Source organism: Pseudomonas sp. CAN1 (genome assembly GCF_030462585.1).
In the GTDB taxonomy this organism is placed as follows: domain Bacteria; phylum Pseudomonadota; class Gammaproteobacteria; order Pseudomonadales; family Pseudomonadaceae; genus Pseudomonas.
In genome coordinates, this window is sequence record NZ_JASMRU010000030.1 from 38882 (window position 1) to 61866 (window position 22985).

Consider the following 22985-nt stretch of genomic DNA (forward strand, 5'->3'; position numbering starts at 1 on the left):
TGGGACGCCATGAAGGGCTCCCTTGCGCCCTACCGCTTCGGACGCCCGCGCATACGGATTTCGTTCGATATCGATGACACCCTGGCCTGCCTCCCCCACCACAGCGACGTCGAACCCAGCAGGCTCCCGGTGTTTGTTCATCGCTGGCTTGGCGAACCGCTGCGTATCGGCACCCGCTCGCTGACCCGGGAACTGCGCCGCCAGGGCTGCAGCATCTGGGTCTACACGTCCTCCGGCCGCACACCGTCCTATATCCGGCGCTGGCTGATGTTGTACGGCATCCACGTCGACGGCGTGGTCAACAGCGTGCGGCACAACCAGGCCCTGACCGAGCGCGGGCTGGCGAACGCCCCCTCGAAACTTCCGCCGGCATTCGATATCGACCTGCATGTCGATGATTCCGAAGGCGTGAAGAGTGAAGGCCATGACCATGGCTTCCGCGTCGTTGTCGTGCGTCCGGATGATGAACGCTGGGCGCAGAGAGTCCTGGATTCAGTGGCTGAACTCCAGGAAACGCTGGATCGGCAACAGCAGCCATTGGCGACGGCAGCCTGAGCCGTCAACCACGCGGCTCGTTGCTGACTGGCAAACGTCTTCACCCTGCCCTTCGCGCGAAACCTGCAGCTTCGCGGATGTAGGGCCTTGGCCGACTCCCTCAGGTTAGCGTCCCGGCTTGGCGCCCCGTGCGCGTGCCTCCCCCTCTCATTGATGGACGCTCAGCAGGCCAATCCAGGGGCCTGCGCACTTCAGGCGGCTGAAGACCCCTTGTCGAATTACCCCGCCCCGGCGCCACTGAACTTTGACAGCGTGATCCCGCAGGTCCCATGCTGAGCGAACGCGTGACGCCCCATGAGTCGCCAGCACCTCAGCGCCGTGGGCGGTCACTCGCAGTACCAGCCTGTCCACCTGACTTCCGGCGCCAGCGCCCATGCCTGACCTCTCGCACCTCCACCGCCACTTCACCGAGTTGGTGATCAACCCCGTCACCAACCAGGTCGCCGGCCTCTTCGACCTCAGCGGCCGCGTGGGCGTGGTGTTCCTGCTGTGCTCCTACGCCATCGCCTACGCGCTGTTCCGCTTCCGCCAACAGCGCGGGCTGACGCAGGCAACGTCGTTCTGGCAGTTCATTGGCGGTAGCCGGGTCAATCTGCATCGCTCGGCGCTGCTGGATTACCGCTACTACCTGGTGCGCGGCATCCTCAATGTGGCGCTGCTGGTGCCCATCGTCGGCCTGGTCGATCCCTACATCCTGCGCTCGGGCGACTACATCGCCTTCTTCGACAACCTGTGGGGCGCGCGGCCGCAGGTGGGGACGAACCTCGGACTGTCGCTGCTCTACGGGCTGGGGGTGTTCCTGGTCAGCGACTTCAAGAACTACTGGGTGCACCGCGCCTTCCACTCGCGTTGGCTGTGGGCCTTCCACAAGGTGCATCACTCGGCGGCGGTGCTGACGCCGATCACCGCGAGCCGCGTGCACTTCGTGGAGAAGCTGGCGGCGCAACTGGCCGGCACCCTGCTGCTGGGCGCCTACGCGGGCGGCTTCTGGTACCTCTGCGGCGAGCAGATCGGCGCCTACACGCTGTTCGGCGTCACCTACATGATCCTGCTGTTCAACGTGCTGGCGACCAACCTGCGCCACAGCCATGTGTGGCTGTCGTTCGGACCGGTGGTCGAGCACGTGCTGAACAGCCCCGCCCAGCACCAGATCCACCACAGCGACGCGCCCCGCCACTTCAACAGGAACTTCGGCATCAACCTGTCGCTGTGGGACTGGATGTTCGGCACGCTCTACGTCACCCAGCGCACGCCGGAGCCGATCCAGTTCGGCGCTGGGGAGCAGGATGACGAGAAGTATTCGTCGCTGTGGAGCCTGATCGTCACACCGTTCGTGGAGACGGGCCGCAAGCTGTGGCTGGCGCGCCCCAGGGCTCAGCACTCCCAATAGCGCCGGGCACTAGGCCCGCGCCTGCGCCGCCCTGAGCAAGGCCAGCGCCATCTCCTCGATATCGGCTCGCTGATGCAGCCGCTCCAGCCAGTGGGTGGGAATGCCCTGCTTGCCGTAATAGGCACCGGCAATCTGGCCAGTGATGGCCGCCGTGGTGTCGGCATCATCGCCGAGGTTGGAGGCTGCCAGCACGGCGGCGGCATAGCTGTCGGTGGACCAGAAGCACCACAGCGACGCTTCCAGCGAGGCGATGCAATAGCCGGTGCCGCGCACGTCTTCCCGGCGCTTGTGGCGGAAGCTGCCGGTAGCGAGCTCGCGGATGGCGGGTTCGCTGTAGCGCTCCGGCGTGAGGGTCAGCAGCTCCTCCTTCGATTGGCCGGCCAACGCGTTGGCCAGCACCTGCGCCAGCAACTGGCAGGCCTCGACCGCCTCCGCCGCGCCATGGGTGGTGCGTGAACTCTGCGCGGCAGCCGCGGCGACCTCTCGCAGGTCCGGGTAGTAATACAGCACGACTGGCGCCAGACGCATGATCGAGCCATTGCCGGCCGTGGCCGGGTCGGAGGAGCCGGCAAAGGGCTCGCCGGTGTCCTGGAAGCGGCTCAGCGCCTGGCGGACGGTCATGCCGATATCGAAGCACTCCCCGGTCGCACTCCAGTAACCCCACTGCCACCAGTTGAGGTAGCGCGCCATCTGGTCCCTGGCGTCGAAGCCGTTGCAGGTGAGCAGGCTTTCCCCCAGGCACAGGGCCATGGAAGTGTCGTCGGTCCACTGCCCCGGCTTGAGGCCGAACGGCCCGCCACCGACCATATCGCTGATCGGAGTAAGGCTCGCGCGGTGAGTGAATTCGAGGGTGGTGCCAACAGCATCGCCACAGGCCAGGCCGAGCAGGCAGCCGGCGTAGCGGTCCGAGAGTTCGGGTTGATCGTTCAAAGGCTGCCTCCGGTGCAGAGTGGTGTCCTGAGGGAGCCATCATAAGATGGGCTTGGTGTGCCGCACCATTCATTACCTGCCGAGCTCCAGGCTCATCCATGCGGCACTGTCAATTCTCATTCCCACACCCCTGCCCCCACACCGGATACCGCAGCGTATGCCGCTGCCCGGCGCCGACCTCGTAGGTCATCTCCACCTCGCGTATCCCGCAGAACCCCAGGTCCGGTTGTTGCACCACGCGCTTGATGTCGAGTTTCTGGCCGTAGTGGTAGTCCTGCTCGGGTGGAACGCCCTGCGCGGCGAGGGCCGCGCAGGAGGTGAAGAGGCAGGCGGCAGCGAGCAAGCGCTTCATGGCCGTTCTCCGCTAGAGCTACGTGGCATGGGGGCGCCTGTCATGCTGGGGAGGACTTCGTCGCGGCGGATGAGCCCGTGGAACAGCGCGGCGGCGAGGTGCAGGAGGATGGTCGCCAGCAAGGCGTAGGCGATGAAGGTGTGGGCGCTGCGCAGGATGGTGTGTAGCTCCACCGACGGCGAGACCAGCGCGGGCAGTTCGAAGCCGCCCCAGAGCACCACGGGGTAGCCGCCGGCGGATTGCATGGTCCAGCCCACCAGCGGCTGCGCCAGCAGCAGGCCGTAGAGTGCCAGGTGCGAGAGGTGCGCGGCGCTGCGTTGCCAGCCGGGCATGTCGCTGGGCAGTGCGGGGATGCGCTGGGTCAGACGCACGACGATGCGCAGCAGCACCAGCACCAGCAACGCGGCGCCCAGGGGTTTGTGGATGGCGACCAGTGCGGCGTGGCGCGGGGAGACGCTGGCGACCATGCCCAGGCCGATCAGCAGCATGGCAAGGACCAGCACGGCCATGAGCCAGTGCAACACGCGCAGGGAGAGCGGGAAGTAGGTCGGTTTCATCACTGGGTCTCCTGGGCCTGCTCACGGGTGCGGCGGTTGAAGGATTCCGAGTAGGCGGCCGAGCGGGCGCTGAGCAGCGGGTCGTCGGAGGGGCGGATGCCGTCGGGGAGGATCAGCGGGTCGTAGTTGACGTCGCGGCAGTCGCCGCCGATTTCCGGCTGTAGGCGTTCGATCACCAGTTCGCCGGCGTCCACGGTACGGCGGCTGTCGGGCCAGGCCTGGGTGGGGTCGACGGTGCTGTCGCCGGGTTCGCCAAGGGTGAACTGCAAGCGCCAGCGCAGCGGGCCGGAGGCGATGCGCTGGGCCAGTTCGGCAGCGAGGAAGTCGGCGTCCCCACGCTTGTCGGCAGCCAGCGGCTCGACCGGCGCTTCGGGCTGCACGGACCAGCGCACCGGCTGCTCCTTGCCAGCCTTGTTCACCAGGTAGAAGGCGTTGAGGCTGTAGTAGGCGCTGTTGGCGTAGCTGGAGGACGGCGTCGAGGACTTGGCCCACTTGAGGAAGGCCTGGGTCTCGGGGTGCGACTTGAAGAAGGCGCCGGCCTTTTCCGGGTCGGGCTTGCCGGTGCCCGGCTGCGGCGCGGTGGCCTGTTGCAGGGCGTAGAAGCCGGCGACGTCGCGGACGACGAAGACCGGCATGGCGTTCATGCCGGTGCGCCATTCCTGGCCGTCGGCCGGCTGGAAGCGCAGCGCCAGGCTGCGGATCGGCGCGGCGCCGTCGCTGGCCTTGGGGTTGCCGCCGGGGATGGCGAGGCGCCCGACCACCGGCACGCGGCCGACCGAAAACAGGCTGGCGCGGGACAGCTCGGCCGCGCCGCCATTACTGTCGAAGTGGCCGATGACGCACAGGCCCTTGGCATGGTTGCGCCGGTAGCCGGGGTAGACGCCGCCGTTGTGTTCCAGGGTGTTGATCACGCTGGCCGGGGTGAGCCGCTGCGGGTCGAGCCAGCCGGCGACGTAGGCGAAGACGGCGGCCACGCCGAGCACCACGGCGCCGATGGCGGCCAGGCGCAGGGGCACGTTGGGTGCGGTGGGCGGTGTTTCTGTCATTTCCAGCTCCTCAGGCTTAGGCTGAATGCGTTGAGCCGGTACGACGCACCGTGCGACGGGTTATTCCCAGCAGCCGCGAATAAATTATTTTTTCCCGCGCAGGGAATAGATCGCCGCAGCGTTCGTCTTTCTCGCTCGAACCCACCCATTCCTGGCGCCCCGATGCACTCACTGGACGACCACTCACTGCGCGAACTGCTGCCCCGGCTGCGACGCTTCGCCCTGTCGCTGACCCGCAGCGCGAGCAGCGCCGACGACCTGGTCCAGGCAACCCTGGAGAAGGCGCTGTCGGCCTGGACCGGCCGCCGCGACGACGGCGACCTGCGCGCCTGGCTGTTCTCGATCCTCTACCGGCATTTCATCGACGGGCAGCGCCGGGCGAAACGCTATGCGCGCCTGCTCAGCCTGTTCGGTGCGGACAGCGCGGTGAGCGCTTCGCCGGAAGACATTGTCAGCGCCCGCTCGACGCTGGAGGCCTTCGAGCGCCTGCCCGCCGAGCAGCGCGCGCTGCTGACGCTGGTCAGCGTCGAGGGCCTGAGCTACCGCGAGGTGGCCGAGACTCTGGATATTCCCATGGGCACCGTCATGTCCCGCCTGTCGCGCGCCCGCACGGCGCTGCGTGCGCTGAGCGAAGGACAGGCGGCGACTCCTTCTTTGCGGGTACTGAAATGAACGAACGCATCCCCGACGGCACTCCCCAGGAACAGGATCTGCACGCCTACATCGACGATCAGCTGGAGCCGGCGCGCCGCCAGTGGGTGGAAGCCTGGCTCGCCGCCCATCCGGACGACGCCCGCCGCGTGGAAGGCTGGCGCCAGGACGCCCAGCAACTGCGCGCGGCCTTCGCCGGCCAGGCGCGCGGGGCGCTGCCCGAACAGCTCGACCCGGCGCGCATTCGCCGCCAGCTCCAGCAGCGGCGACGCTCGCGCCTGGCCACGGCGGCGGCCCTGCTGATCGCCCTGGGCGTGGGCGGCATGGGCGGCTGGCAGATGCGCGGCGACGCGATGCTGCGCGGCATGCTGCCGATGCAGGACGCGGTGCAGGCTTATCGGTTATTCGCCGATGCCAGCCAGAACGGGCTGGACCTGCGCGACGGTGGCAACCTCCACGACTGGCTGGCGCGCTACCTGAAGGACGCCACTCCGCCGCCCGCGCTGGAACAGGTCGGCCTGAAGACCGTCGGCGCGCGCCTGCTCGCCACCGAACAGGGCGCCGCCGCGCTGGTGATCTACGAGGACGGCCAGGGCCGCCGCCTGACCTTCTTCATCCGCCCGCCGGGCCCGCGCCACGAGATGCTGCCGCAAGGGCAGCGCACCGACGGCGACCTGCTGGCGCGCTACTGGAGCCAGGGCGGCTACAACTATGCGCTGGTGAGCCGCAGCGATGATCCGCAGGCGCAGGCGGTGGGGCAGTTGGTGGGGTTCTAGCACCGGCACGCGGGCCACCCATCGCGGACAGAGTCCGCTCCTACAAAAGCAGGTGCCACGCCAGACCGTAGGAGCGGACTTCGTCCGCGGTGCCCTCAAGACCGCTGCGGGCTGACAGGTTCGCGAGCAAGCTTGCTCCTACAAGAGCCGATGCCTGTGCCAACCGGGCCATCAACCGCATTGCGAATGAACGTGCCGCCATCCGGGTCGATACGCAGGAGTAGACCTGTAGAGCCGATGAAAACGCCCAGTTCTTGCTCGCGGACCAGAGGCTCGGCGTGACGCCCGCCCCATCGCGGACGAAGTCCGCTCCTACAAAAGCAGGCGCCACGCCAGACCGTAGGAGCGGACTTCGTCCGCGATGCCTCAAGCCCGCTGCCGGCTGGCAGGTCCGCAAGCAAGCTCGCTCCACCCAATGACTCAGCCCACCAGCGCCTCGCCGCCCACCCGCAGCACCCCGGCATCGATGGCCAGGTGCACCAGCTCGGCGTGGGACACCACCTGCAGCTTCTGCTTGAGCAGGGTCACATGGTTCGACACCGTCTTCGCGCTGATGCACAAGTGCTCCGCCACCTGCCGCACCGGCAGGCCGCGGGCGAGCATCACGAAGATTTCGAACTCGCGCTGGGTCATGCCTTGCAGGCGCGGGTCCTGGCCGTCGGCGCCCTGGGGCTGGCGCGCCAGCTGGGTGGCCAGGGGCTGTTCGATATAGGCGTGGCCGGCGAGGATGCGCCGTACCGCCTCCACCAGTACCGCCGGTGAAGCGCCCTTGGTGATGTAGCCCGCCGCGCCGGCATCCAGCGCCTGGCGTACCAGCGGCAGTTCGTCGTGCATGCTGAAGAACAGCACGCGCAGCTGCGGCAGGCGCTGGCGCAGCCGGCGGGTGACTTCCAGGCCGCTGATGCCGGGCAGGCCGATGTCGAGGATGACCAGGCTGGGCACGCTGCGCTGCACCGCCTCCAGCGCGGCTTCGCCATCGGCGGCCTCGCTCACTTCCACTTCCGGGATCAGCCCACGCAGCAGCGAGGCGATGCCGTCACGCACCACGAAGTGATCGTCCACCAGCAGAATCTTCATGCCCTTTCTCCTTCCAGCACGGTTTCCGCCAACGGCATCCACAAGCGCAGCGCCAGCCCGCCACCGGGGCGTCGGCGCAGGTGCAGCTCGCCGCCCAGGCAACGTGCCCGCTCGCGCATGGAGCGCATGCCGATGCCGGCGCGCGGCAGGCCGTTGCAACCACGGCCATCGTCGCGCACCCACAGGTACAACCGGCCGCTGCGGCGGCGCAAAACCACGCGCACGTGACTGGCCCCAGCATGCCGCGCCACATTGGTCAGCGCCTCCTGCAGCAGGCGATAGAGATGCGCCTTGGCCACCGTCGGCAGCGCCGGCAACTGGTCCAGGCGCAGGCGGCAGGCGACGCCCTGGCTGGCTTGCCATTGTTCGATATGCAGGCGCAGTGCCTCTTCCAGGCTGACCCGTTCCAGCACCACCGGGTAGAGGTCGCGCACCAGCGCGCGGAAGCTCTCGTTGAGCCCCTGGCAGTGCTGTTCCAGGCGGTCGAGGGTGGCGAAGGCGATGCCATCCTGGCTCTCCAGGCTGCGCAGCAGGAATACCTGGGCGCGGATGCCGGCCAGGTACTGGCCGATGTCGTCGTGCAGCGCCTGGGCGAGCTGCTGGCGTTCGCGTTCCTGCACGGCGAGCAGCGCGCGGGTCAGCTCGGCGTTCTCCACGCAGGCCCGTTCCAGTGTCGCCGCCATGCCATTGAAGCCGCTGGCCAGGCGCTGCGCCTCGGGTAGCGAGTGATCCGCCAGGCGCACCTGGAACTGGCCACGGGACACATCGCCCAGCGCGTCATGCAGCTGCTCCACCACCCGCAAGCCGCCGCGCACCGCCCAGCGGATCGCCAGCAGGCTGGCCAGCAGCGACACGCCGAACAGCACCAGCAGCTGCACCAGCGAATCGCGCACCTCGTCGATCTCGTCGCGGGGGTCGAGACTGAGCTGTACGCGGCGGCCATCAGCGAGGGTCAGCAAGGTTGGCGCCGGCAGGTCGGGGTACAGCTGCGCCACCAGCCATTCATCCAGCCCGGAATGCCGTGAGGGCGCGGGAGAGTCCAGCCAGCGCACACGTACATGGCGCAGGCCGGCGGTGAGGTCGGGGTCAAGGCTGGCCGGGTCGCGCTGCGCCGCTTCGCGCAGGTAGTCGAGCACGCCACGGGCGGCGTCCATCTCGCGGCGCACGTCGTCGTTGCCCTGGTGCAGCAGTACCGCCAGGCACACTGCGGCGAGCAGGCCGAAGAACAGCCCGACCAGCAGGTTGATCCGCCACAGCGCGGACATCTACGGAGCGCTGCGACAGGTCGTGAGGCAACCGACCGGCGTCACCGGTGCGCGCWATTCCGCTGCCGGCAGGTAGCCGTTGCGGGTGTAGAGGAAGTCGAAGCCGAACAGGCTGAGCATCAGCAGGATCGGCAGGACGAGGGTGACGGCGATACGCATGGCGACGCTCCTCTTCTGGTTCTTGTAGCGCCATCCTATGACGCGGGCGCGGCGCGCGACCTACTACCTTGGTACTGCCCCAACCGCTACTTTCTGCATATTTGCCGCACCCCTGGCGCTTCCTATGCTGGCGCTACAAGAACCAGAAAGGAGTCGTTTCATGCGCCAGTTCGTCCTGCACGGCGTGGCCTATCTGCTGGCGGTTGCCTGCGCCGCCGTGTTCAGCCTTGACGCACGTGCGGAGGATGCCGCCGCCCTGGAAATCCGCATCGGCTACCTGGGCTACACGCCCGACCCCGGCCCGCTGCTGTCCAACGTCATCCCCGAGCCCACCGACGCCGGCCTGCGCGGCGCGGAGCTGGCAATCACCGACAGCAACAGCACCGGGCGCTTCCTCAAGCACCGCTACAGCCTGGAGGCCGCCAGCACTGACACCCCGGAAAAGCTGCTGGCCGAAGCCAAGCGCCTGCATGACGCCGGCCTGCGCCTGTTCGTGGTCAACACGCCCGCCGACACCCTGCGCCAGCTGGCCGCCGCGCTGCCGGACAGCCTGCTGTTCAACGCCGGCGCCGCCGATGACGAACTGCGCGCCAGCCAGTGCGCACTGAACGTGCTGCACACCCTGCCCAGCCGGTTGATGCTGACCGACGCCCTCACCCAGTTCCTGGTGCTGCGCAAGTGGACGCGCTGGCTGCTGATCGTCGGCCAGCGTCCGGAAGACGCCCTCTACGCCAACGCCCTGCGCCGCTCGGCCAAGCGCTTCGGCGCGAAGATCGTCGAGGAGAAGCCCTTTACCTTCGACAACGACCAGCGCCGCAGCGCCCAGGCCGACATGGCGCTGTTCACCCAGTCCAGCGAGGACTACGACGCCGTGCTGGTGGCCGACGAACACGGCGACTTCGGCGAGTACGTGCCCTACAACACCTGGCTGCCGCGCCCGGTCGCCGGCACCCAGGGGCTGGTCGCCACGGGCTGGCACAAGACCGTGGAAACCTACGGCGCCGCGCAACTGCAGAAGCGCTTCGAGGAACACGCCGGGCGCTGGATGAACGACCGCGACTTCGCCGCCTGGATCGCCGTGCGCAGCATCGCCAGCGCCGTGACGCGACTGCGCGACGCCGACCCGATGGCGATCCGCAAGCTGTCGCTGTCCCCCGACCTGCCGCTGGACGGTTTCAAGGGCTACAAGCTCGGCTTCCGCCCCTGGGACGGCCAGCTGCGCCAGCCGATCCCGCTGGTGCAGCCGCGCGCGCTGGTCAGCACGTCGCCGCAGGAAGGCTTCCTGCACCCCGCCAGCGAACTCGACAGCCTCGGCCTCGATGCACCGGAAAGCCAGTGCCACCTTGCCGAAGCCAATCCATAAGAAGAACGCCCATGAGGACCCTGCCCATGCCCCGCCTGCTTGCCCTCTCCTGCCTGAGCCTCGCCCTCGGGCTGGTGCCTGCGGCCTTCGCCGCCACCGCCTACGTATCCAACGAGAAGGACAACAACCTCAGCGTCATCGACCTGGACACGATGGCCGTCACCGGCACCATCGACACCGGCAAGCGCCCGCGCGGGCTGGCGCTATCCCACGACAACAAGCTGCTGTACATCTGCGCCAGCGACTCGGACACCGTGCAGGTGCTCGACCTGGCCACGCGCAAGATCATCAAGCAATTGCCCTCCGGCGCCGATCCCGAGCAGTTCGCCCTGCACCCCAATGACCGCTGGTTGTACGTCTCCAACGAGGACGATGCGCTGGTCACGGTGGTCGACACCCAGACGGCCCAGGTGCTCGGGCAGATCGACGTCGGCGTAGAGCCCGAAGGCATGGCGGTGAGTCCGGATGGCAAGTGGGCGGTGAACACCAGCGAGACCACCAACATGCTGCACTGGATCGATACCTCGACCCAGAAACTGGTGGACAGCACCCTGGTGGACCAGCGCCCGCGCCACGCCGAGTTCACCCACGACGGCTCGCAGGTCTGGGTCTCGGCGGAGATCGGCGGCACCGTCAGCGTGGTCGACACCGCCACCCGCAAGATCCTCAAGACCCTGCGCTTCGCCATCCAGGGCGTGCACCCGGACAAGGTGCAGCCGGTGGGCGTGCAACTGACCCGTGACGGCAAGTACGCCTTCGTCGCCCTCGGCCCGGCCAACCACGTGGCGGTGGTGGATGCGAAGACCTTCGAGGTGCTCGACTACCTGCTGGTGGGCCGCCGCGTCTGGCACCTGGCGTTCACCCCGGACGAGAAGACCCTGCTGGCCACCAACGGTGTCAGCGGCGATGTGTCGGTGATCGATGTCGACGCGCGCAAGGTCACCAAGTCGATCAAGGTCGGCCGCTATCCCTGGGGCGTGGTGGTGACGCCATGAACGCACCTACTATGAACGCGCCTGCCATGAGCGCATCCGGAATGAATGCGCTGGCGGTCCGCGATCTCGGTTTCTCCTACGGCCCGCGCCGCGCCCTCGACGGCCTGGAGTTCGAGCTGCCCGCCGGACGCTTCACCGCCCTGCTCGGCCCCAACGGCGCCGGCAAGTCCACCCTGGTCGCCCTGCTCACCCGCCTCTACGACCTGCAGCAGGGCGAGATCGAGGTGCTCGGTTGCAGCTTGCGTCGCCAGCCGCGCCTGGCCCTGCGGGAGCTGGGCGTAGTGTTCCAGCAGAGCACCCTCGACCTGGACCTGAGCGTGGAGCAGAACCTGCGTTACCACGCCGCCCTGCACGGCCTGCCGCGCAGCGTGGCGAACGAGCGGATCGACGCCGAACTGGCCCGCCAGCAGTTGCAGGAGCGCCGCCGCGACAAGGTCCGCGCGCTCAACGGCGGCCACCGTCGGCGGGTGGAGATCGCCCGCGCGCTGCTGCATCGCCCGCGCCTGCTGCTGCTCGACGAGGCCAGCGTCGGCCTCGACCCGGCGGCGCGCCAGGCGCTCAACAACCATGTGCGCCGGCTGTGCCGCGAGGACGGCCTGGCGGTGCTCTGGACCACTCACCTGCTGGATGAGGTACGCGACGAGGATGCGCTGCTGGTGCTCGACCGCGGCCGCCTGGTCGCCCGTGGCGAGGCGCGGGATATCTGCGCAGCCGACGCCGGCAACCTGGAACGCACCTTCCACCGCCTGACCCGCTTGGAGGCCTGCGCATGAGCGCCCTGGAAAGCCCGCGCCTGGGTCCTGCCGCCTACTGGCAATGCCTGTGCGGCATCGTCATGCGCGAGTGGCTGCGTTTCGTCCTGCAGCGCTCGCGCTTCCTCAGCGCGCTGGTGCGGCCGCTGCTCTGGCTGCTGGTGTTCGCCGCCGGCTTTCGCGCCGCGCTGGGCATCTCGATCATCGAGCCGTACGACACCTACGTCACCTACGAGACCTACATAGTGCCGGGGCTGTGCTGCATGATCCTGCTGTTCAACGGCATGCAGGGCTCGCTGTCGATGGTCTACGACCGCGAGATGGGCAGCATGCGCGTGCTGCTGACCAGCCCGCTGCCGCGCGCCTTCCTGCTCGCCAGCAAGCTGCTGGCCACCGCGCTGGTGTCGCTGCTGCAGGTCTATGCCTTCCTGCTGATCGCCTGGCTGTATGGCGTGCAGCCGCCGCCCCTGGGGCTGGTCGCCGCGCTGCCGGCGTTGCTGCTGGCCGCCCTGCTGCTGGGCGCGCTGGGGCTGCTGCTGTCCAACGGCATCCGCCAGCTGGAGAACTTCGCCGGGGTGATGAATTTCGTCATCTTCCCGCTGTTCTTCCTCTCCTCCGCGCTCTACCCGCTGTGGAAGATGCGCGAAGCCAGCCAGTGGCTGTACTGGCTGTGCGCGCTGAACCCGTTCAGCCACGCCGTGGAGCTGGTGCGCTTCGCCCTCTACGAGCGCTTCAACCCGCTGGCCAGTGGCGTCTGCCTGGGGCTGACGCTGCTCTTCGCCGGCCTCGCCGTGCTGACCTTCAACCCGCAGCACGCCGCCCTGCGCAAGGGCTGAAACCTACTACTTTGGTACCGGTTCGCCCCTCCGGACGTCGAATTTCCAAAGCCGCAGCGCCGGCATCTAATGGCCAGTACAAGAAGAACCAATAGAGATACCGCCATGCCTCGCCTTGCTCCTGCCCTGCCCGGCCACGTGAGCGGCTGCCTCGCCGCGTGCCTGCTCAGCCTGACCCTCGCGCTGCCGACCGCGCAGGCCGAGGATGCGCCGCTGTTTTCCGCCGACGGCTACCGCCAGGCCCAGTACCGCAGCCCGACGCCGCCTTCCGCCGAGCACGCCACCACCCTCGATACCCCCGCCCTGCAGGCGCTGCTCCAGCGCGAGCCGCAGGCGCGGCTGGTGGACGTCTACCGCCGCACCTTCCTCAATGGCCAGTTCGTCGCGGACGAACAGCACCGCAATCTGCCCGGCAGCCTGTGGCTGGCCAACGTCGGCACCGGCACCCTGGAACCGCAGTGGCAGGCCTACCTGGAGCAGAATCTCGCCCGCCTCACCGACGGCGATGCCCGGCGCCCGCTGGTGTTCTACTGCCGCTCCGACTGCTGGATGAGCTGGAACGCCATCCGCCGCGCACATGCGCTGGGCTATGCCAGCCTCTACTGGTACCGTGATGGAATCGACGCCTGGGAACAGGCAGGACTGCCCCTGCAGGATGCGCAACCGCAACCCCTGAAGTAACTTGCGATCACCGCCCATAACGACAACAACGAGGTGCAGGCCATGTACAAGATCCTGATCGCCGACGATCACCCGCTGTTCCGCGAGGCCATCCACAACGTCATCGCCGACGGCTTCCCCGGCAGCGAAGTGATGGAGACCGCCGACCTCGACAGCGCCCTGGGCCTGACCCAGGAACACGACGATCTCGACCTCATCCTGCTCGACCTGAACATGCCCGGCATGCATGGCCTCAACGGCCTGATGAGCCTGCGCAACGAGGCGCCGACCATCCCAGTGGTGATCGTCTCCGCCGAGCAGGACAAGCAGGTCGTGCTGCAGGCCATCACCTACGGCGCCGTTGGCTTCATCACCAAGTCCTCGCCGCGCCTGCAGATGACCGAAGCCATCGAGCAGATTCTCAACGGCAACGTCTACCTGCCGTCGGACATCATCCGCACGCAGAAATCCTCGCCGCGCCGCAGCGGCCAGGAAGACCACAGCATCCCGCCGGAACTGCTGCAGGCGCTGACCCGCAAGCAGCTGCTGGTACTGGAGCGCATGACCAAGGGCGAATCCAACAAGCAGATCGCCTATAACCTGGAGATCGCCGAAACCACGGTGAAGGCCCACGTCTCCGCCATCCTGCGCAAGCTGAAAGTGCACAACCGCGTGCAGGCCATCCTCTGCGCAGGCGATATCGACTTCGCCGCCTACCTGCGCCGCTGACACCGAACCTGTCCGTGCTGCCGAGACCGCTACCGGGAACCACTCGATGCCCTCCAACCGCACCCTGAGCCTCACCGGCCTGGCGATGATCGCCTTCGCCGGCAACTCCATCCTCTGCCGCCTGGCCCTCAAGGCCACCAGCATCGACGCGGTGAGCTTCACCGGCATCCGCATCTTCTCGGGCGCGCTGATGCTCGCTGTGCTGCTGAAGCTGCGCCGCCGGGTTGCCAGCGAAGGCGGCAACTGGCGCGCGGCGGCGGCACTGTTCGTCTACGCCGCGGCCTTCTCCTACGCCTATGTGCAACTGGACGCCGGCACTGGCGCGCTGCTGCTGTTCGGCGCGGTGCAGGTAACCATGATCCTGATCGGCCTGCTGCGCGGCGAAAGCCTGCGCGGGCAGGCGCTGGTGGGTTTCCTGCTGGCGCTGGGCGGCCTGCTGGTCCAGCTGCTGCCCAGCGCCAGCGCACCGCCGCTGGCCGGCGCGCTGCTGATGCTGCTCTCGGGCGTGGCCTGGGGGCTGTACTCGCTGCTCGGGCGCCAGGGCAGCGATCCGCTGGCGATCAGCACCGGCAACTTCGTCCGCGCCATCGCCTTCGCCGCCCTGCTGGCGGCGTTCTTCCACGCCGATCTGCGGGTCGACACGCTGGGCGTGGTCTATGCCGTGCTGTCCGGCGCGGTGGCCTCGGGGATCGGCTATGCGATCTGGTACAGCGCCCTGCCGGGCCTGTCGGCCATCCAGGGCGCTTCGGTGCAGCTGAGCGTGCCGATACTCGCTGCCCTGTCCGGCGCCGTGCTGCTGGGCGAGGCAATCAGCCTGCGGCTGGCGCTGGTTTCGCTGGCGGTGCTGGGCGGGATCGCGCTGATCCTGCTGGCCAAGGTGCGCGCCCCCGTCGCCCAGCGCGCCTGACCTGCTTTGCTCTTCGTAGGAGCGAGCTTGCTCGCGAACCCGACCCCGCAACGGAGTCTGTTCGCGAGCAAGCTCGCTCCTACAAGTTCGGCGCAGGCCCCCAACCTCGTTGTAGGAGCGGACCTTGTCCGCGAATCCAACCGGCTGGCACCGCTATCGCGGTGATCGCGGAGAAGCTCCGCTCCTACAAGAGCTGAACGCCCATGTGCGCAGCGGTCAACGGTCAACGGGCGCTATCGATCAGATGGCACAGCGCCGTCTTCAGCTTCATCGGCCGCACCGGCTTGTGCATCAGCGTGTGCCCCAGCTCGCGGACCTGCTGCTTCAGCTCGTTGCTGTAGTTGGCGGTGATCATCAGTGCCGGTAGCGGCGTGCCGCGGCGGGCGTTGATCGAGGCGACAGCGTCGACGCCGTTGAGTCCGTCGTCGAGGTGGTAGTCGACGATCAGCAGGTCGGATTCTGCGTGGAAGTTGTCCACCTGCCGCGCCAGGTCCTCCTCCGACAGCGCCGTCACCACCCGGCAGCCCCAGGTTTCCAGCAAGGTGCGCATGCCGGCGCAGATCGCGGCGTCGTTATCCAGCACCCACACGCGGGAGCCGCGCAGGCGCTCCAGCAGGTCATCGGTGGTGCGTTCCGGTTCCGGGGCGCTGCGGGCCACGCGGCGCGCCAGGGGGACTTCGATGGCGAAGCGCGAGCCCTTGCCCGGCACCGACTCCACCTGGATGCGGTGACCGAGCATGCGCGCGATCTTCTCGACGATGGCCAGGCCCAGGCCCAGGCCGCGATCCTGGTGGAATCGCTGCACATCGCCGCGCTTGAACTCCTGGAATATCTCGCCGAGCTTGTCGGCGGCGATGCCCACGCCGGTGTCCCAGACCTCGATCCACAGGCTGTGCCGACGCCGCCGGCAGCCCAGCAGCACGCGACCCGAAGGCGTGTAACGGATGGCATTGGTCAGCAGGTTGCGGAGGATCCGCGCCAGCAACTGGATATCGCTGCGCACCTGCGCGCCACAGGGCACGAAGTCCAGCGCCAGGCCCTCGCTGGCAGCCACCTGGCTGTACTCGGCGGCGAGGTTGCCGAGCAACTCGCTGACGTCGAACGAGGCAATGTCCGGCTTGATCACCCCGGCATCCAGCTTGGAGATGTCCACCAGGGTGCCGAGCAGCGTCTCCACGTCCTCCAGCGACTGGCTGATGTTGCGCACCAGCGCTTCGCCGCTGCGCTCCTGCAGCGCGCTGGTGAACAGCCGCGCGGCGTTCAGCGGCTGCAGCAGGTCGTGACTGACGGCGGCAAGGAACTTGGTCTTCGACAGGTTGGCCTGCTCCGCCTCGCGCTTGGCCTCGCGCAGGCGTCCCTCGACCTGGCTGCGCTCGTCGATCTCGCGCTTGAGCTGGTCGTTCAGGCTGGTCAGCTCGGCGGTGCGTTCGCGTACCCGCTGCTCAAGGTTCTGGTAGGCCTGGTGCAGCGCCTCGGCGGTGCGGCGGCGCTCGGTGATATCGCGGATCAGCACGAACAGCCCGCTCACCGTGCCGTCAGCCTGGCGGTTGGGCACGTAGGAGCGCTGCATGTAGCGCTCCTGCCCGGCAAGGTTGGTCTCGGCGATCTCGAAGGTGACGCTTTCGCCCGACAACGCGCGCTCGAAGTACGGCTCCAGGCGCTGGCAATGCTCGGCGCTGTGCACCTCGCACAGGTTGCGCCCGAGCATCGAGCCGCTGGGCCAGCGGTACCATTCCTCATAGACCTTGTTGGTGAAGTCGTAGTCGAGGTCGGCCGTCAGGTAGGCGATCAGCGCCGGCACCTGGTCGGTGATCAGGCGAATCCAGCGCTCGCTTTCGCGCAGCGCTTCGGCATGCCGGTAGCGCTCGGTGATATCGGTGAAGGTGTTGACGAAGCCGCCGGTGGGCAGCGCGTGGGTGCGGATTTCCAGCATGCGGCCGTCGAACAGGCGCTGCTCGATCACCCCTTCCGCCTCGCCCTTGCGTGGGCGGCTGCGCGGGGTTAGCAGCGGCAGTTCGCTGTCGGCCATGACCTCGGCGAAGGGCCGGTGCGCCTCGATCGGCGCCAGGCCGCAGAGTTCGAGGAAGCGCCGGTTCCACAGTTCCAGCGCGCCATCGGCGCCGACCATGGCCACGCCCTGGGACAGGTTGTCCACGGCGCGCTGCAACAGGTGCGACTTCTGCGCCACCGCCTGTTCGCGGCGGGCCATCTCGTTCTGCTTGATCTCGGTGATGTCGCTGTAGAGCACCACCAGCCCGCCGTCGCGGGTCGGCCGCTCGGTGACACGGACCCAGCGGTCGTTGCGCAAGCGATAGAGGGTGTGTTCGTCGTCGCTGCTGCGCTGCTCTTCGACGATCAGCCCGCTGCTCTGCGCCAGCCGGCGCACTTCGGCGAGCCGCGTGCCGGCGCCGACGCGGGCGCGGGTCTGCGCCCAGAAGGCACGGAAGCGTTCGTTGTAGAGGACGATGCGCTGCTGCGGGTCGAACAGCACGAAGGCGTCGGAGATACTCTCGATGGCGTCGAGCAGGTGCTGGTGCGCGGTCTCGGCGCGCAGGCGGGCGTCGCTGAGCAACTGGTTGCTGGATTTCAGCTCGACCATGGTCTCGCTCAGGGCATCGGTGCGCTCGCGCACCTGCTCGGCCAGCACCACCGAATGCTGGAAGGCGCCGTAAGCGTTGTCGCCGCGCGAGGTGGCCGACTCGACACGCTCGATCAGCGCCGCGTTGATCCGCTGCAGCTTGTGGTTGTCGCGCTGCAGCTCGTCGATGCGCGCGCGCAGCTCAGCGTCCGGCGTTGCCCCGAGGACGGCCAATGGCGACACCGGTGAAGGTCTGGTTGATATGCATGCCATTGAATTGTTCCCCGTAGGTGTTGAAGCCGATCACCTGCTGGCTGCGGAGAAACTCGGCGGTGGGCTCGGTATCGCCGGCCACCTCCAGCTCCAGGCGACGCAGGAAGCAGTCGCAGCCGATGGTCAGCAACGGCGGACCGAGGCGTTCGTGCAGGCGCTGGAACTGCGCCTGCAACCCCGGCAGCAGCGGGCCGGTACTCATGGCGGTGAGGACGATGCCGTTCTCCACCGCGCAGTAGAAGGTCAGGCTGAGGTCGTCGTTGACCTGCTGGATCGAGCGCACGTAGTACTGGTCACGCACCCGCACCGCCAGTGGGTGTGCCGGGAACAGCGAGAAATCCAGCTGCTCCAGCGGCACCCCGACCAGCCGGGCGAACTCCAGCGCCGCTGGCTCGGCGTTGAGCTCCAGTACGCGGCGGCTGTCGCTGTCGGCGCGGGTAACCACCAGTTTTTCTTCGCTGGGCAGCACGTGGTGGGTGGTGAATACCTCGAAGTCCAGCCAGGTATTGAACAGCACCACCACTGCCGCGCCGGTGTGGAACTGGCCCTGGTAGTAGACGTGGGTGTGGGTCAGGTGGTTGTCGTCGCCGGCCGAACCACCGAAATGCGGGATGGCACCCAGCGCGGCACTGAGCGCGGCGAGCACCACCTCCTCGCGGCTGGAGAGGCCGTCGAGCAGGGTCAGGGCGAAACTGTGGTCCTTGATCGGCGCCAGCCCGGCGCTGCGGCAGTCGGCCACCAGCGACTCGACCATCTGCTGTGCGTCGATCAGGCTGAAGCGCTCCATCTCGTCCACCAGCGCGCAGGAGATGGCGAAGCTGCGCAGGTCGAAACCCACGGCGGTGACGCAGCCACGCCCGTAGCCCTGCGGGGTGATTTCCCCGGCGGTGGTGCAGCCGGCCAGGTCGATACCGCCGAAGTACTGCTCCAGCGCGGCGGCCAGCGTCGGCAGGTCGTATTCGGCGGAACAGAAGAACAGCACGAAGCCGAGGTTGGGGTGAAGCAGCTGGCGCGCCAGGTCCTGGGCAACCGCCTCGACGTCGCGGGCACTGGACATGCCGCGAACGACTCCTTGTGTTTCGTGCATGGCGTACGCCCAGTCAGGATATCGACGTGGGCATTCTACGAAGCGGCCACGGCGCGCCCCATGCTACTTGGGTCGTGGCGGGGCTATCCGAAAGTAGCGGAGGCTAAGCGGTTCGCGAGCTCGTAGGGCGGATAACGCTGGCGCGTTATGCGCCCTTCCATCCTAGTCGCACCCTCAGCCCTGCGAGGAACGCGGAGCCCACCCCGTAGGAGCGGACCCTGTCCGCGAAATCCCTCGCGGCGGAAACAGAAGCCACAGGGACATTCAATTGCACATCGCCTGTCGGCGATTCGCGGAGAAGCTCCGCTCCTACAAGAGCCAACCAACCCGCGCCTACGAAGAACACAGAGTACCGGAACGGGTTGTCCGCCGATACCACACCGGCGGATAACGCTGGCGCGTCATGCGCCCTGCGTTGCTGGCATCACCCCGCCGGCCAGAACAGCAGCGTCAGCACCAGCATCCCCGCATAGAAGCCGGTCTCCAGCGTTTCCGTCCAAGGCTGGATGCGGCGCAGCGCGCCATGGATATGCACCACCACCATGAACCCCGCCACTGCCGCCAGCACCTCGAAGGTGGTCAGCAGCGCTTCCCCGGTCAGCGCCGCGCGCAGCATCAGGGCTTCGACGATGAGGATGAATGCGCCCAGGCAGCGGCCGAAGTACACCGCCAGATCGGTGTGTTCCGGCAGCGTCCACTGCATCACCCGCGCCCACAGCAGCGGCGCGAGGAAAATGGGCAAGGCGAATACCAGGGTGGTGGCGATGGACAGAACCAGCAGGTAAGTCTGCGCGTGTGCGCTCCACGATCCGATCATGGCGAGCCTTCCTTGAGTGAAAGAAAAAAGGCGGGCGACACACCGTGCCGACCCGCCGAAATGGAGCCAAAGGAGTTGGGGGGTGTTACCAGTTGAGGACGGCGCCCACTGCGAAGGTGTCGGTGTCCTCGCTGACGGTGGAGCCCTTGCGGCCGTCGATCTCGTAGACGTTGTACTCGGCTACCAGCTTCAGGTTGTCGTTGATGGTGCGGAAGTAGGCGATGCCCTTGGTCGAGTAGTCCGCGGCGCTGCCCAGGCCGTTGCCGTCGTCGCGGGTCTCGCCGGTGGACAGCGCCACGCGGTTCTTGCCCCAGCTGTAGGAGCCCTGCAGCAGCACGCCGCGGCTGTCCACTTCACGCAGTGCAGCTTCGCCGGCGTTGTTGGTGAAGAACGGGTTGATGCCCTTGGCGGTGAAGCCCGAACCGGTCAGCGAGAAGCCGCCCATCTTCGCCTGGACGCCATAGCCCAGGCCCTTGGAGGTCACGTTGTCGACTTCGTCGTTGGTGTTCTTCGAGGTCTGGTAGGCGCCGTTGACCCAGCTGTAGATCTGCGCGCCGCCGACGTCGAACTGGTAGCTGATCTCGCTCTCGTAGCGCGGGTTGTCCTGGTAGGCCTTGTCGTCGAGGCCGTCGCTGGCATCCTTGTCGATCTGGTTGGTGTCGATCGGGTCCATGATGCCGACGGCGATGTGCAGCCCGTCCACCAGGTTGTTGTTGCGGTAGGTGATCTGCGAGGTCGGGAACGGGTACGGGTAGCCGGTGCCGATGTTGCCGAAGGACACGCCCTTGCCGTCCACCAGGCCGAGGGTGTCGCTGGCGTTGCCGAAGCCGGCGAGCAGTTCGTCGAGGAAGATGTTGGAGCGCGAGAACAGGCCGAAGTCCTTGCCGATCAGCACCTCGCCCCAGTCGCCGGCGACGTTGCCGTAGAACTGGCGCACGTCGATGGCGGTGTCGGTGCCGTCCTGCTCGCTGTCGTTGATGGTCACCCAGAACGAGGAGCGCCCGGTGAGGGTCAGGCCGTCGATCTTCTTGCCGAAGTTGAAGCCGATGTAGTTGGGCAGGAAGCCCATCTTCACCCGCGACTGGCGGCGGTCGTAGGTCTGGCCGTTGCGATCGACGTCGCTGTTCACATAGAAGGCGTTGAAGTAGCCGTCGGTGGAGAAGGTGGTGTCGTCCTTGTCGTACAGCATGATGTCGGCGCTGGCCCCGCTCGACACTGCAGACAGGGCCAGGGTGGACAATGCCAGCGGCAGCAGCTGGCGGCGGACGGCGATCTTGTTGTTGTTCATGGCGCTCTCCGGGTGGGGGATCGACTGTGCTCAGTCGTGTCGGAGGCGATTATCGAAACGCGCAAGGCTCCGCCCTACGCTGCTTTGGCGCTGTTTCAGCGGGCATTGCGAGGGGCTTGCAGGTGCGCTGCGCAAGGCTCTGCGACTGCCCCGACCAAGGGCGCGCGGCGATGGTCGCGGCAGCCTGCTACCACCGGAGCACTACCTCGGCGCAATGACCGGGAGCGGGTCGCGGGGCGTAAGGCAAAAGTCGGCCGGGCCACCGTCTTGCGGACGGTAGCCTCAGCCCAAAGGAGGAGAGTTTTGCGGTGCTGGGAACGCGTCAGGCGCGGCTGAGCAGCAGCCAGTGGCCGCCCTGGGTGGAAGCCAGCTGGGAGTAGGCGGCGCGCAGCTCGGTGAGGTGCACCCCGGCCAGCGCAGCCGCCATGTCGGCGCGGTGGGTTGGTGCGGCGCCGGCAAGCTGGTCTTCCCACGCCTGCTGCAGGCGACCGGAGAAGTCGCCGGGCAGTTTTGCCAGTTCCGCTGCCAACGGCGCACGCAGGCTGTCAAGGCGCTGCGGGTCGAGGCGGCGCAGGGCCTCGCCCTGGCGGTAGAGGAAGCTGTCCACTTCGGCCTGCAGTTCCACTGCCGAAAGCAGTGGCGACTGCACTGCGAAGAGGATGCCGCGCCGCCCACCGAACTGGCGGAAGCCGCAGTACAGCGCGTAGGCCAGTTGCCGTTCGCCGCGCAGCCAGTGGTAGAACGCCGGCTCCAGTACCCGCGCCAGCAGGCGCCAGGCAGCCTCGTCTGCCGCACCACGAGTAGCCAGCGGGCAGAACAGCAGCAGGGCCGCCTCACCGGGAATCTCCAGCACCTGGCGATGGCGCCCGGGCGGGCCGCTGCGCGGTGGCATGGCATGGCTGGCTGGCGAGCCGCGGATTGCACCGGGCAGTTCGGCACCGATGGCCAGCGCGTCCCAATGGGCGGCGGACCAGTCCGGTTCTGCCGCACCGTCACCGGCCAGGGCCTGGGGCAACAGGTCGAGCAGTTGGCGGATCGGCATGTCACCCTCGCGGCGACGGCCCTCGGCCTCCAGCAGACGCGCGCCCTGCCCCAGCACCGTGGCCGGCGGCTGGTGCAGCACGGCGAGCGTGCGCTCCGCCAGCTCGCCCAGCGCGGCCTGCGGCCCGCTCAGCAGCAGGTTCCAGTCACTGTCGAAGGATTCCAGGCGCAGGCTCGCCCCTTCGCGGCGCGCTGCCCCGGCCACTGGGCGCAGGGCCTGGCGGGCGGCGAGGAAGGCGTGGCGACCGGGCGCCTGCGGGAAGCGCCAACGCAGGTGCAAGGCACCCCGTTTGCCTTCTCCCGCAGGTAGAGCCGGTGCGAAACTCCAGGGCTGCTCATCCAGTGGCGGAATGCTCCGCGCCGGGCTGCGCGCCACGTCGAGGACGAAGCCGGCACAGGTCAGGGATTCGCAAATTATCGATTCGCACGCCAACAGGCGGATCATGCGCTGATCGTGCAACTGATCGAGCCAGCAGGCGCTCTGCGCTGTTCTTGCGATTCGCTGCAGTTGCTCCAGCGCGCCTCTGGGTTCCTCAAGGGGCGCCGCCGAAAAGGCCTCGCCGGGCAGCTGGCGCAAAGCATCCAGCCAGCCACGGAAGGCCGCTTCCAGCGGTTCAGCGGCCGCAGCTGCGGCCAGTTCGAAATCGAAACGCAGCAGCGCCTGGCCGTTGGCATATCGGGTCAGGCGCAGGCGCGCGCTGTCACACAGGCCGCTCTGGCCCAGGTGTGCCAGCAGCGAGCCGGGTGCCTCGTCTGCCAGCCAGCCCTGTAGCGCTTCCAGCGGCGCACCGCCCTCGCCGTTCACGCCCTCCAGCGCGAAGGCCAGTACCAGCCGGGGCGCGCCGGGCAGGCGGAGCTTCAGCTCCTCGCCCGTCAACGGCAGCAGAGATTCGTCAGGTGT

The 22985-nt window shown here is 67.9% G+C and carries 23 protein-coding genes; 11 read left to right on the forward strand and 12 right to left on the reverse strand.

What is annotated here, in order from left to right:
• The first annotated feature begins 9 nt into the window (after positions 1-9).
• The gene (locus tag QO207_RS26065; RefSeq protein WP_301535171.1) at positions 10-555 is read left to right on the forward strand and encodes a hypothetical protein; all 546 of its coding nucleotides are present in this window, start codon (positions 10-12) and stop codon (positions 553-555) included.
• Positions 556-928: 373 nt separating this feature from the next.
• Positions 929-1945, forward strand: coding sequence for a sterol desaturase family protein (locus QO207_RS26070; RefSeq protein WP_301535151.1), 1017 nt, complete (start codon positions 929-931; stop codon positions 1943-1945).
• A 9-nt stretch (positions 1946-1954) separates the two neighbouring features.
• Here QO207_RS26070 and QO207_RS26075 read toward each other — a convergent pair whose 3' ends face one another.
• The 4 genes from QO207_RS26075 to QO207_RS26090 all read right to left on the reverse strand — a co-directional run bounded on the left by QO207_RS26075 (position 1955) and on the right by QO207_RS26090 (position 4830).
• Entirely contained in the window at positions 1955-2875 is a 921-nt protein-coding gene (locus QO207_RS26075; protein WP_301535152.1) for an ADP-ribosylglycohydrolase family protein, read from the reverse strand.
• Positions 2876-2984: 109 nt separating this feature from the next.
• Complete coding sequence (locus tag QO207_RS26080; RefSeq protein WP_301535153.1) at positions 2985-3227, reverse strand: DUF2790 domain-containing protein; 243 nt, start codon at positions 3225-3227, stop codon at positions 2985-2987.
• Entirely contained in the window at positions 3224-3784 is a 561-nt protein-coding gene (locus QO207_RS26085) for a cytochrome b (protein WP_301535154.1), read from the reverse strand. The genes QO207_RS26080 and QO207_RS26085 overlap by 4 nt, the downstream gene beginning before the upstream one ends.
• Positions 3784-4830, reverse strand: coding sequence for a catalase family peroxidase (locus QO207_RS26090; protein ID WP_301535155.1), 1047 nt, complete (start codon positions 4828-4830; stop codon positions 3784-3786). Before QO207_RS26090 ends, QO207_RS26085 begins: the two co-directional genes overlap by 1 nt.
• Positions 4831-4992: 162 nt before the next feature.
• On the opposite strand from QO207_RS26090, the gene QO207_RS26095 reads away from it, so the two are divergent.
• Together QO207_RS26095 and QO207_RS26100 are read left to right on the forward strand one after the other, a co-directional pair.
• On the forward strand, positions 4993-5502 hold the full coding sequence (locus QO207_RS26095; RefSeq protein ID WP_081519714.1) for a sigma-70 family RNA polymerase sigma factor: 510 nt from the start codon (positions 4993-4995) through the stop codon (positions 5500-5502).
• Positions 5499-6257 carry an anti-sigma factor gene (locus tag QO207_RS26100; protein WP_301535156.1) on the forward strand — a complete coding sequence of 253 codons (759 nt, stop codon included), beginning with the start codon at positions 5499-5501 and terminating at the stop codon, positions 6255-6257. Before QO207_RS26095 ends, QO207_RS26100 begins: the two co-directional genes overlap by 4 nt.
• A 420-nt stretch (positions 6258-6677) precedes the next feature.
• Here the strand turns inward: QO207_RS26100 and QO207_RS26105 are convergent, their stop codons facing one another.
• Genes QO207_RS26105 through QO207_RS26115 form a run of 3 tightly spaced genes read right to left on the reverse strand, consistent with a single transcriptional unit; the run spans position 6678 to position 8758 of the window.
• Positions 6678-7334, reverse strand: coding sequence for a response regulator transcription factor (locus tag QO207_RS26105; RefSeq protein WP_301535157.1), 657 nt, complete (start codon positions 7332-7334; stop codon positions 6678-6680).
• The gene (locus QO207_RS26110) at positions 7331-8599 is read right to left on the reverse strand and encodes a histidine kinase (protein ID WP_301535158.1); all 1269 of its coding nucleotides are present in this window, start codon (positions 8597-8599) and stop codon (positions 7331-7333) included. Before QO207_RS26110 ends, QO207_RS26105 begins: the two co-directional genes overlap by 4 nt.
• Positions 8600-8758, reverse strand: coding sequence for a hypothetical protein (locus QO207_RS26115; RefSeq protein WP_301535159.1), 159 nt, complete (start codon positions 8756-8758; stop codon positions 8600-8602).
• Positions 8759-8918: 160 nt separating this feature from the next.
• On the opposite strand from QO207_RS26115, the gene QO207_RS26120 reads away from it, so the two are divergent.
• The 7 genes from QO207_RS26120 (at position 8919) to QO207_RS26150 (ending at position 15000) form a co-directional block, all read left to right on the forward strand.
• Positions 8919-10121 (forward strand): ABC transporter substrate-binding protein, encoded by a 1203-nt coding sequence (locus QO207_RS26120; RefSeq protein WP_301535160.1) that lies wholly within the window; start codon positions 8919-8921, stop codon positions 10119-10121.
• Positions 10122-10147: 26 nt separating this feature from the next.
• Entirely contained in the window at positions 10148-11116 is a 969-nt protein-coding gene (locus QO207_RS26125) for a YVTN family beta-propeller repeat protein (RefSeq protein WP_301535161.1), read from the forward strand.
• Positions 11117-11157: 41 nt separating this feature from the next.
• Entirely contained in the window at positions 11158-11889 is a 732-nt protein-coding gene (locus QO207_RS26130; protein ID WP_301535172.1) for an ABC transporter ATP-binding protein, read from the forward strand.
• A complete protein-coding gene (locus tag QO207_RS26135; protein ID WP_301535162.1) occupies positions 11886-12704 on the forward strand; it encodes an ABC transporter permease in 819 nt (272 codons plus the stop codon). Before QO207_RS26130 ends, QO207_RS26135 begins: the two co-directional genes overlap by 4 nt.
• 105 nt (positions 12705-12809) lie before the next feature.
• On the forward strand, positions 12810-13385 hold the full coding sequence (locus QO207_RS26140; protein ID WP_301535163.1) for a PQQ-dependent catabolism-associated CXXCW motif protein: 576 nt from the start codon (positions 12810-12812) through the stop codon (positions 13383-13385).
• A gap of 42 nt (positions 13386-13427) precedes the next feature.
• On the forward strand, positions 13428-14093 hold the full coding sequence (gene agmR / locus QO207_RS26145) for a response regulator AgmR (RefSeq protein WP_192431265.1): 666 nt from the start codon (positions 13428-13430) through the stop codon (positions 14091-14093).
• Between the two features lie 46 nt (positions 14094-14139).
• A complete protein-coding gene (locus QO207_RS26150) occupies positions 14140-15000 on the forward strand; it encodes a DMT family transporter (RefSeq protein WP_301535164.1) in 861 nt (286 codons plus the stop codon).
• A gap of 223 nt (positions 15001-15223) precedes the next feature.
• Here QO207_RS26150 and nahK read toward each other — a convergent pair whose 3' ends face one another.
• The 5 genes from nahK to QO207_RS26175 form a co-directional block, all read right to left on the reverse strand.
• Positions 15224-17851, reverse strand: a complete 2628-nt coding sequence (nahK, locus tag QO207_RS26155; RefSeq protein WP_301535165.1) for a hybrid sensor histidine kinase/response regulator NahK/ErcS' — start codon at positions 17849-17851, stop codon at positions 15224-15226.
• A complete protein-coding gene (nosP, locus tag QO207_RS26160; RefSeq protein ID WP_301535166.1) occupies positions 17781-18938 on the reverse strand; it encodes a nitric oxide-sensing protein NosP in 1158 nt (385 codons plus the stop codon). Before nosP ends, nahK begins: the two co-directional genes overlap by 71 nt.
• 424 nt (positions 18939-19362) lie before the next feature.
• On the reverse strand, positions 19363-19755 hold the full coding sequence (locus QO207_RS26165; RefSeq protein WP_301535167.1) for a hypothetical protein: 393 nt from the start codon (positions 19753-19755) through the stop codon (positions 19363-19365).
• 85 nt (positions 19756-19840) lie between these two features.
• On the reverse strand, positions 19841-21043 hold the full coding sequence (locus QO207_RS26170) for a porin (protein ID WP_301535168.1): 1203 nt from the start codon (positions 21041-21043) through the stop codon (positions 19841-19843).
• 322 nt (positions 21044-21365) lie between these two features.
• The coding region (locus QO207_RS26175; RefSeq protein ID WP_301535169.1) for an insulinase family protein at positions 21366-22985 on the reverse strand (1620 nt) is incomplete at its 5' end.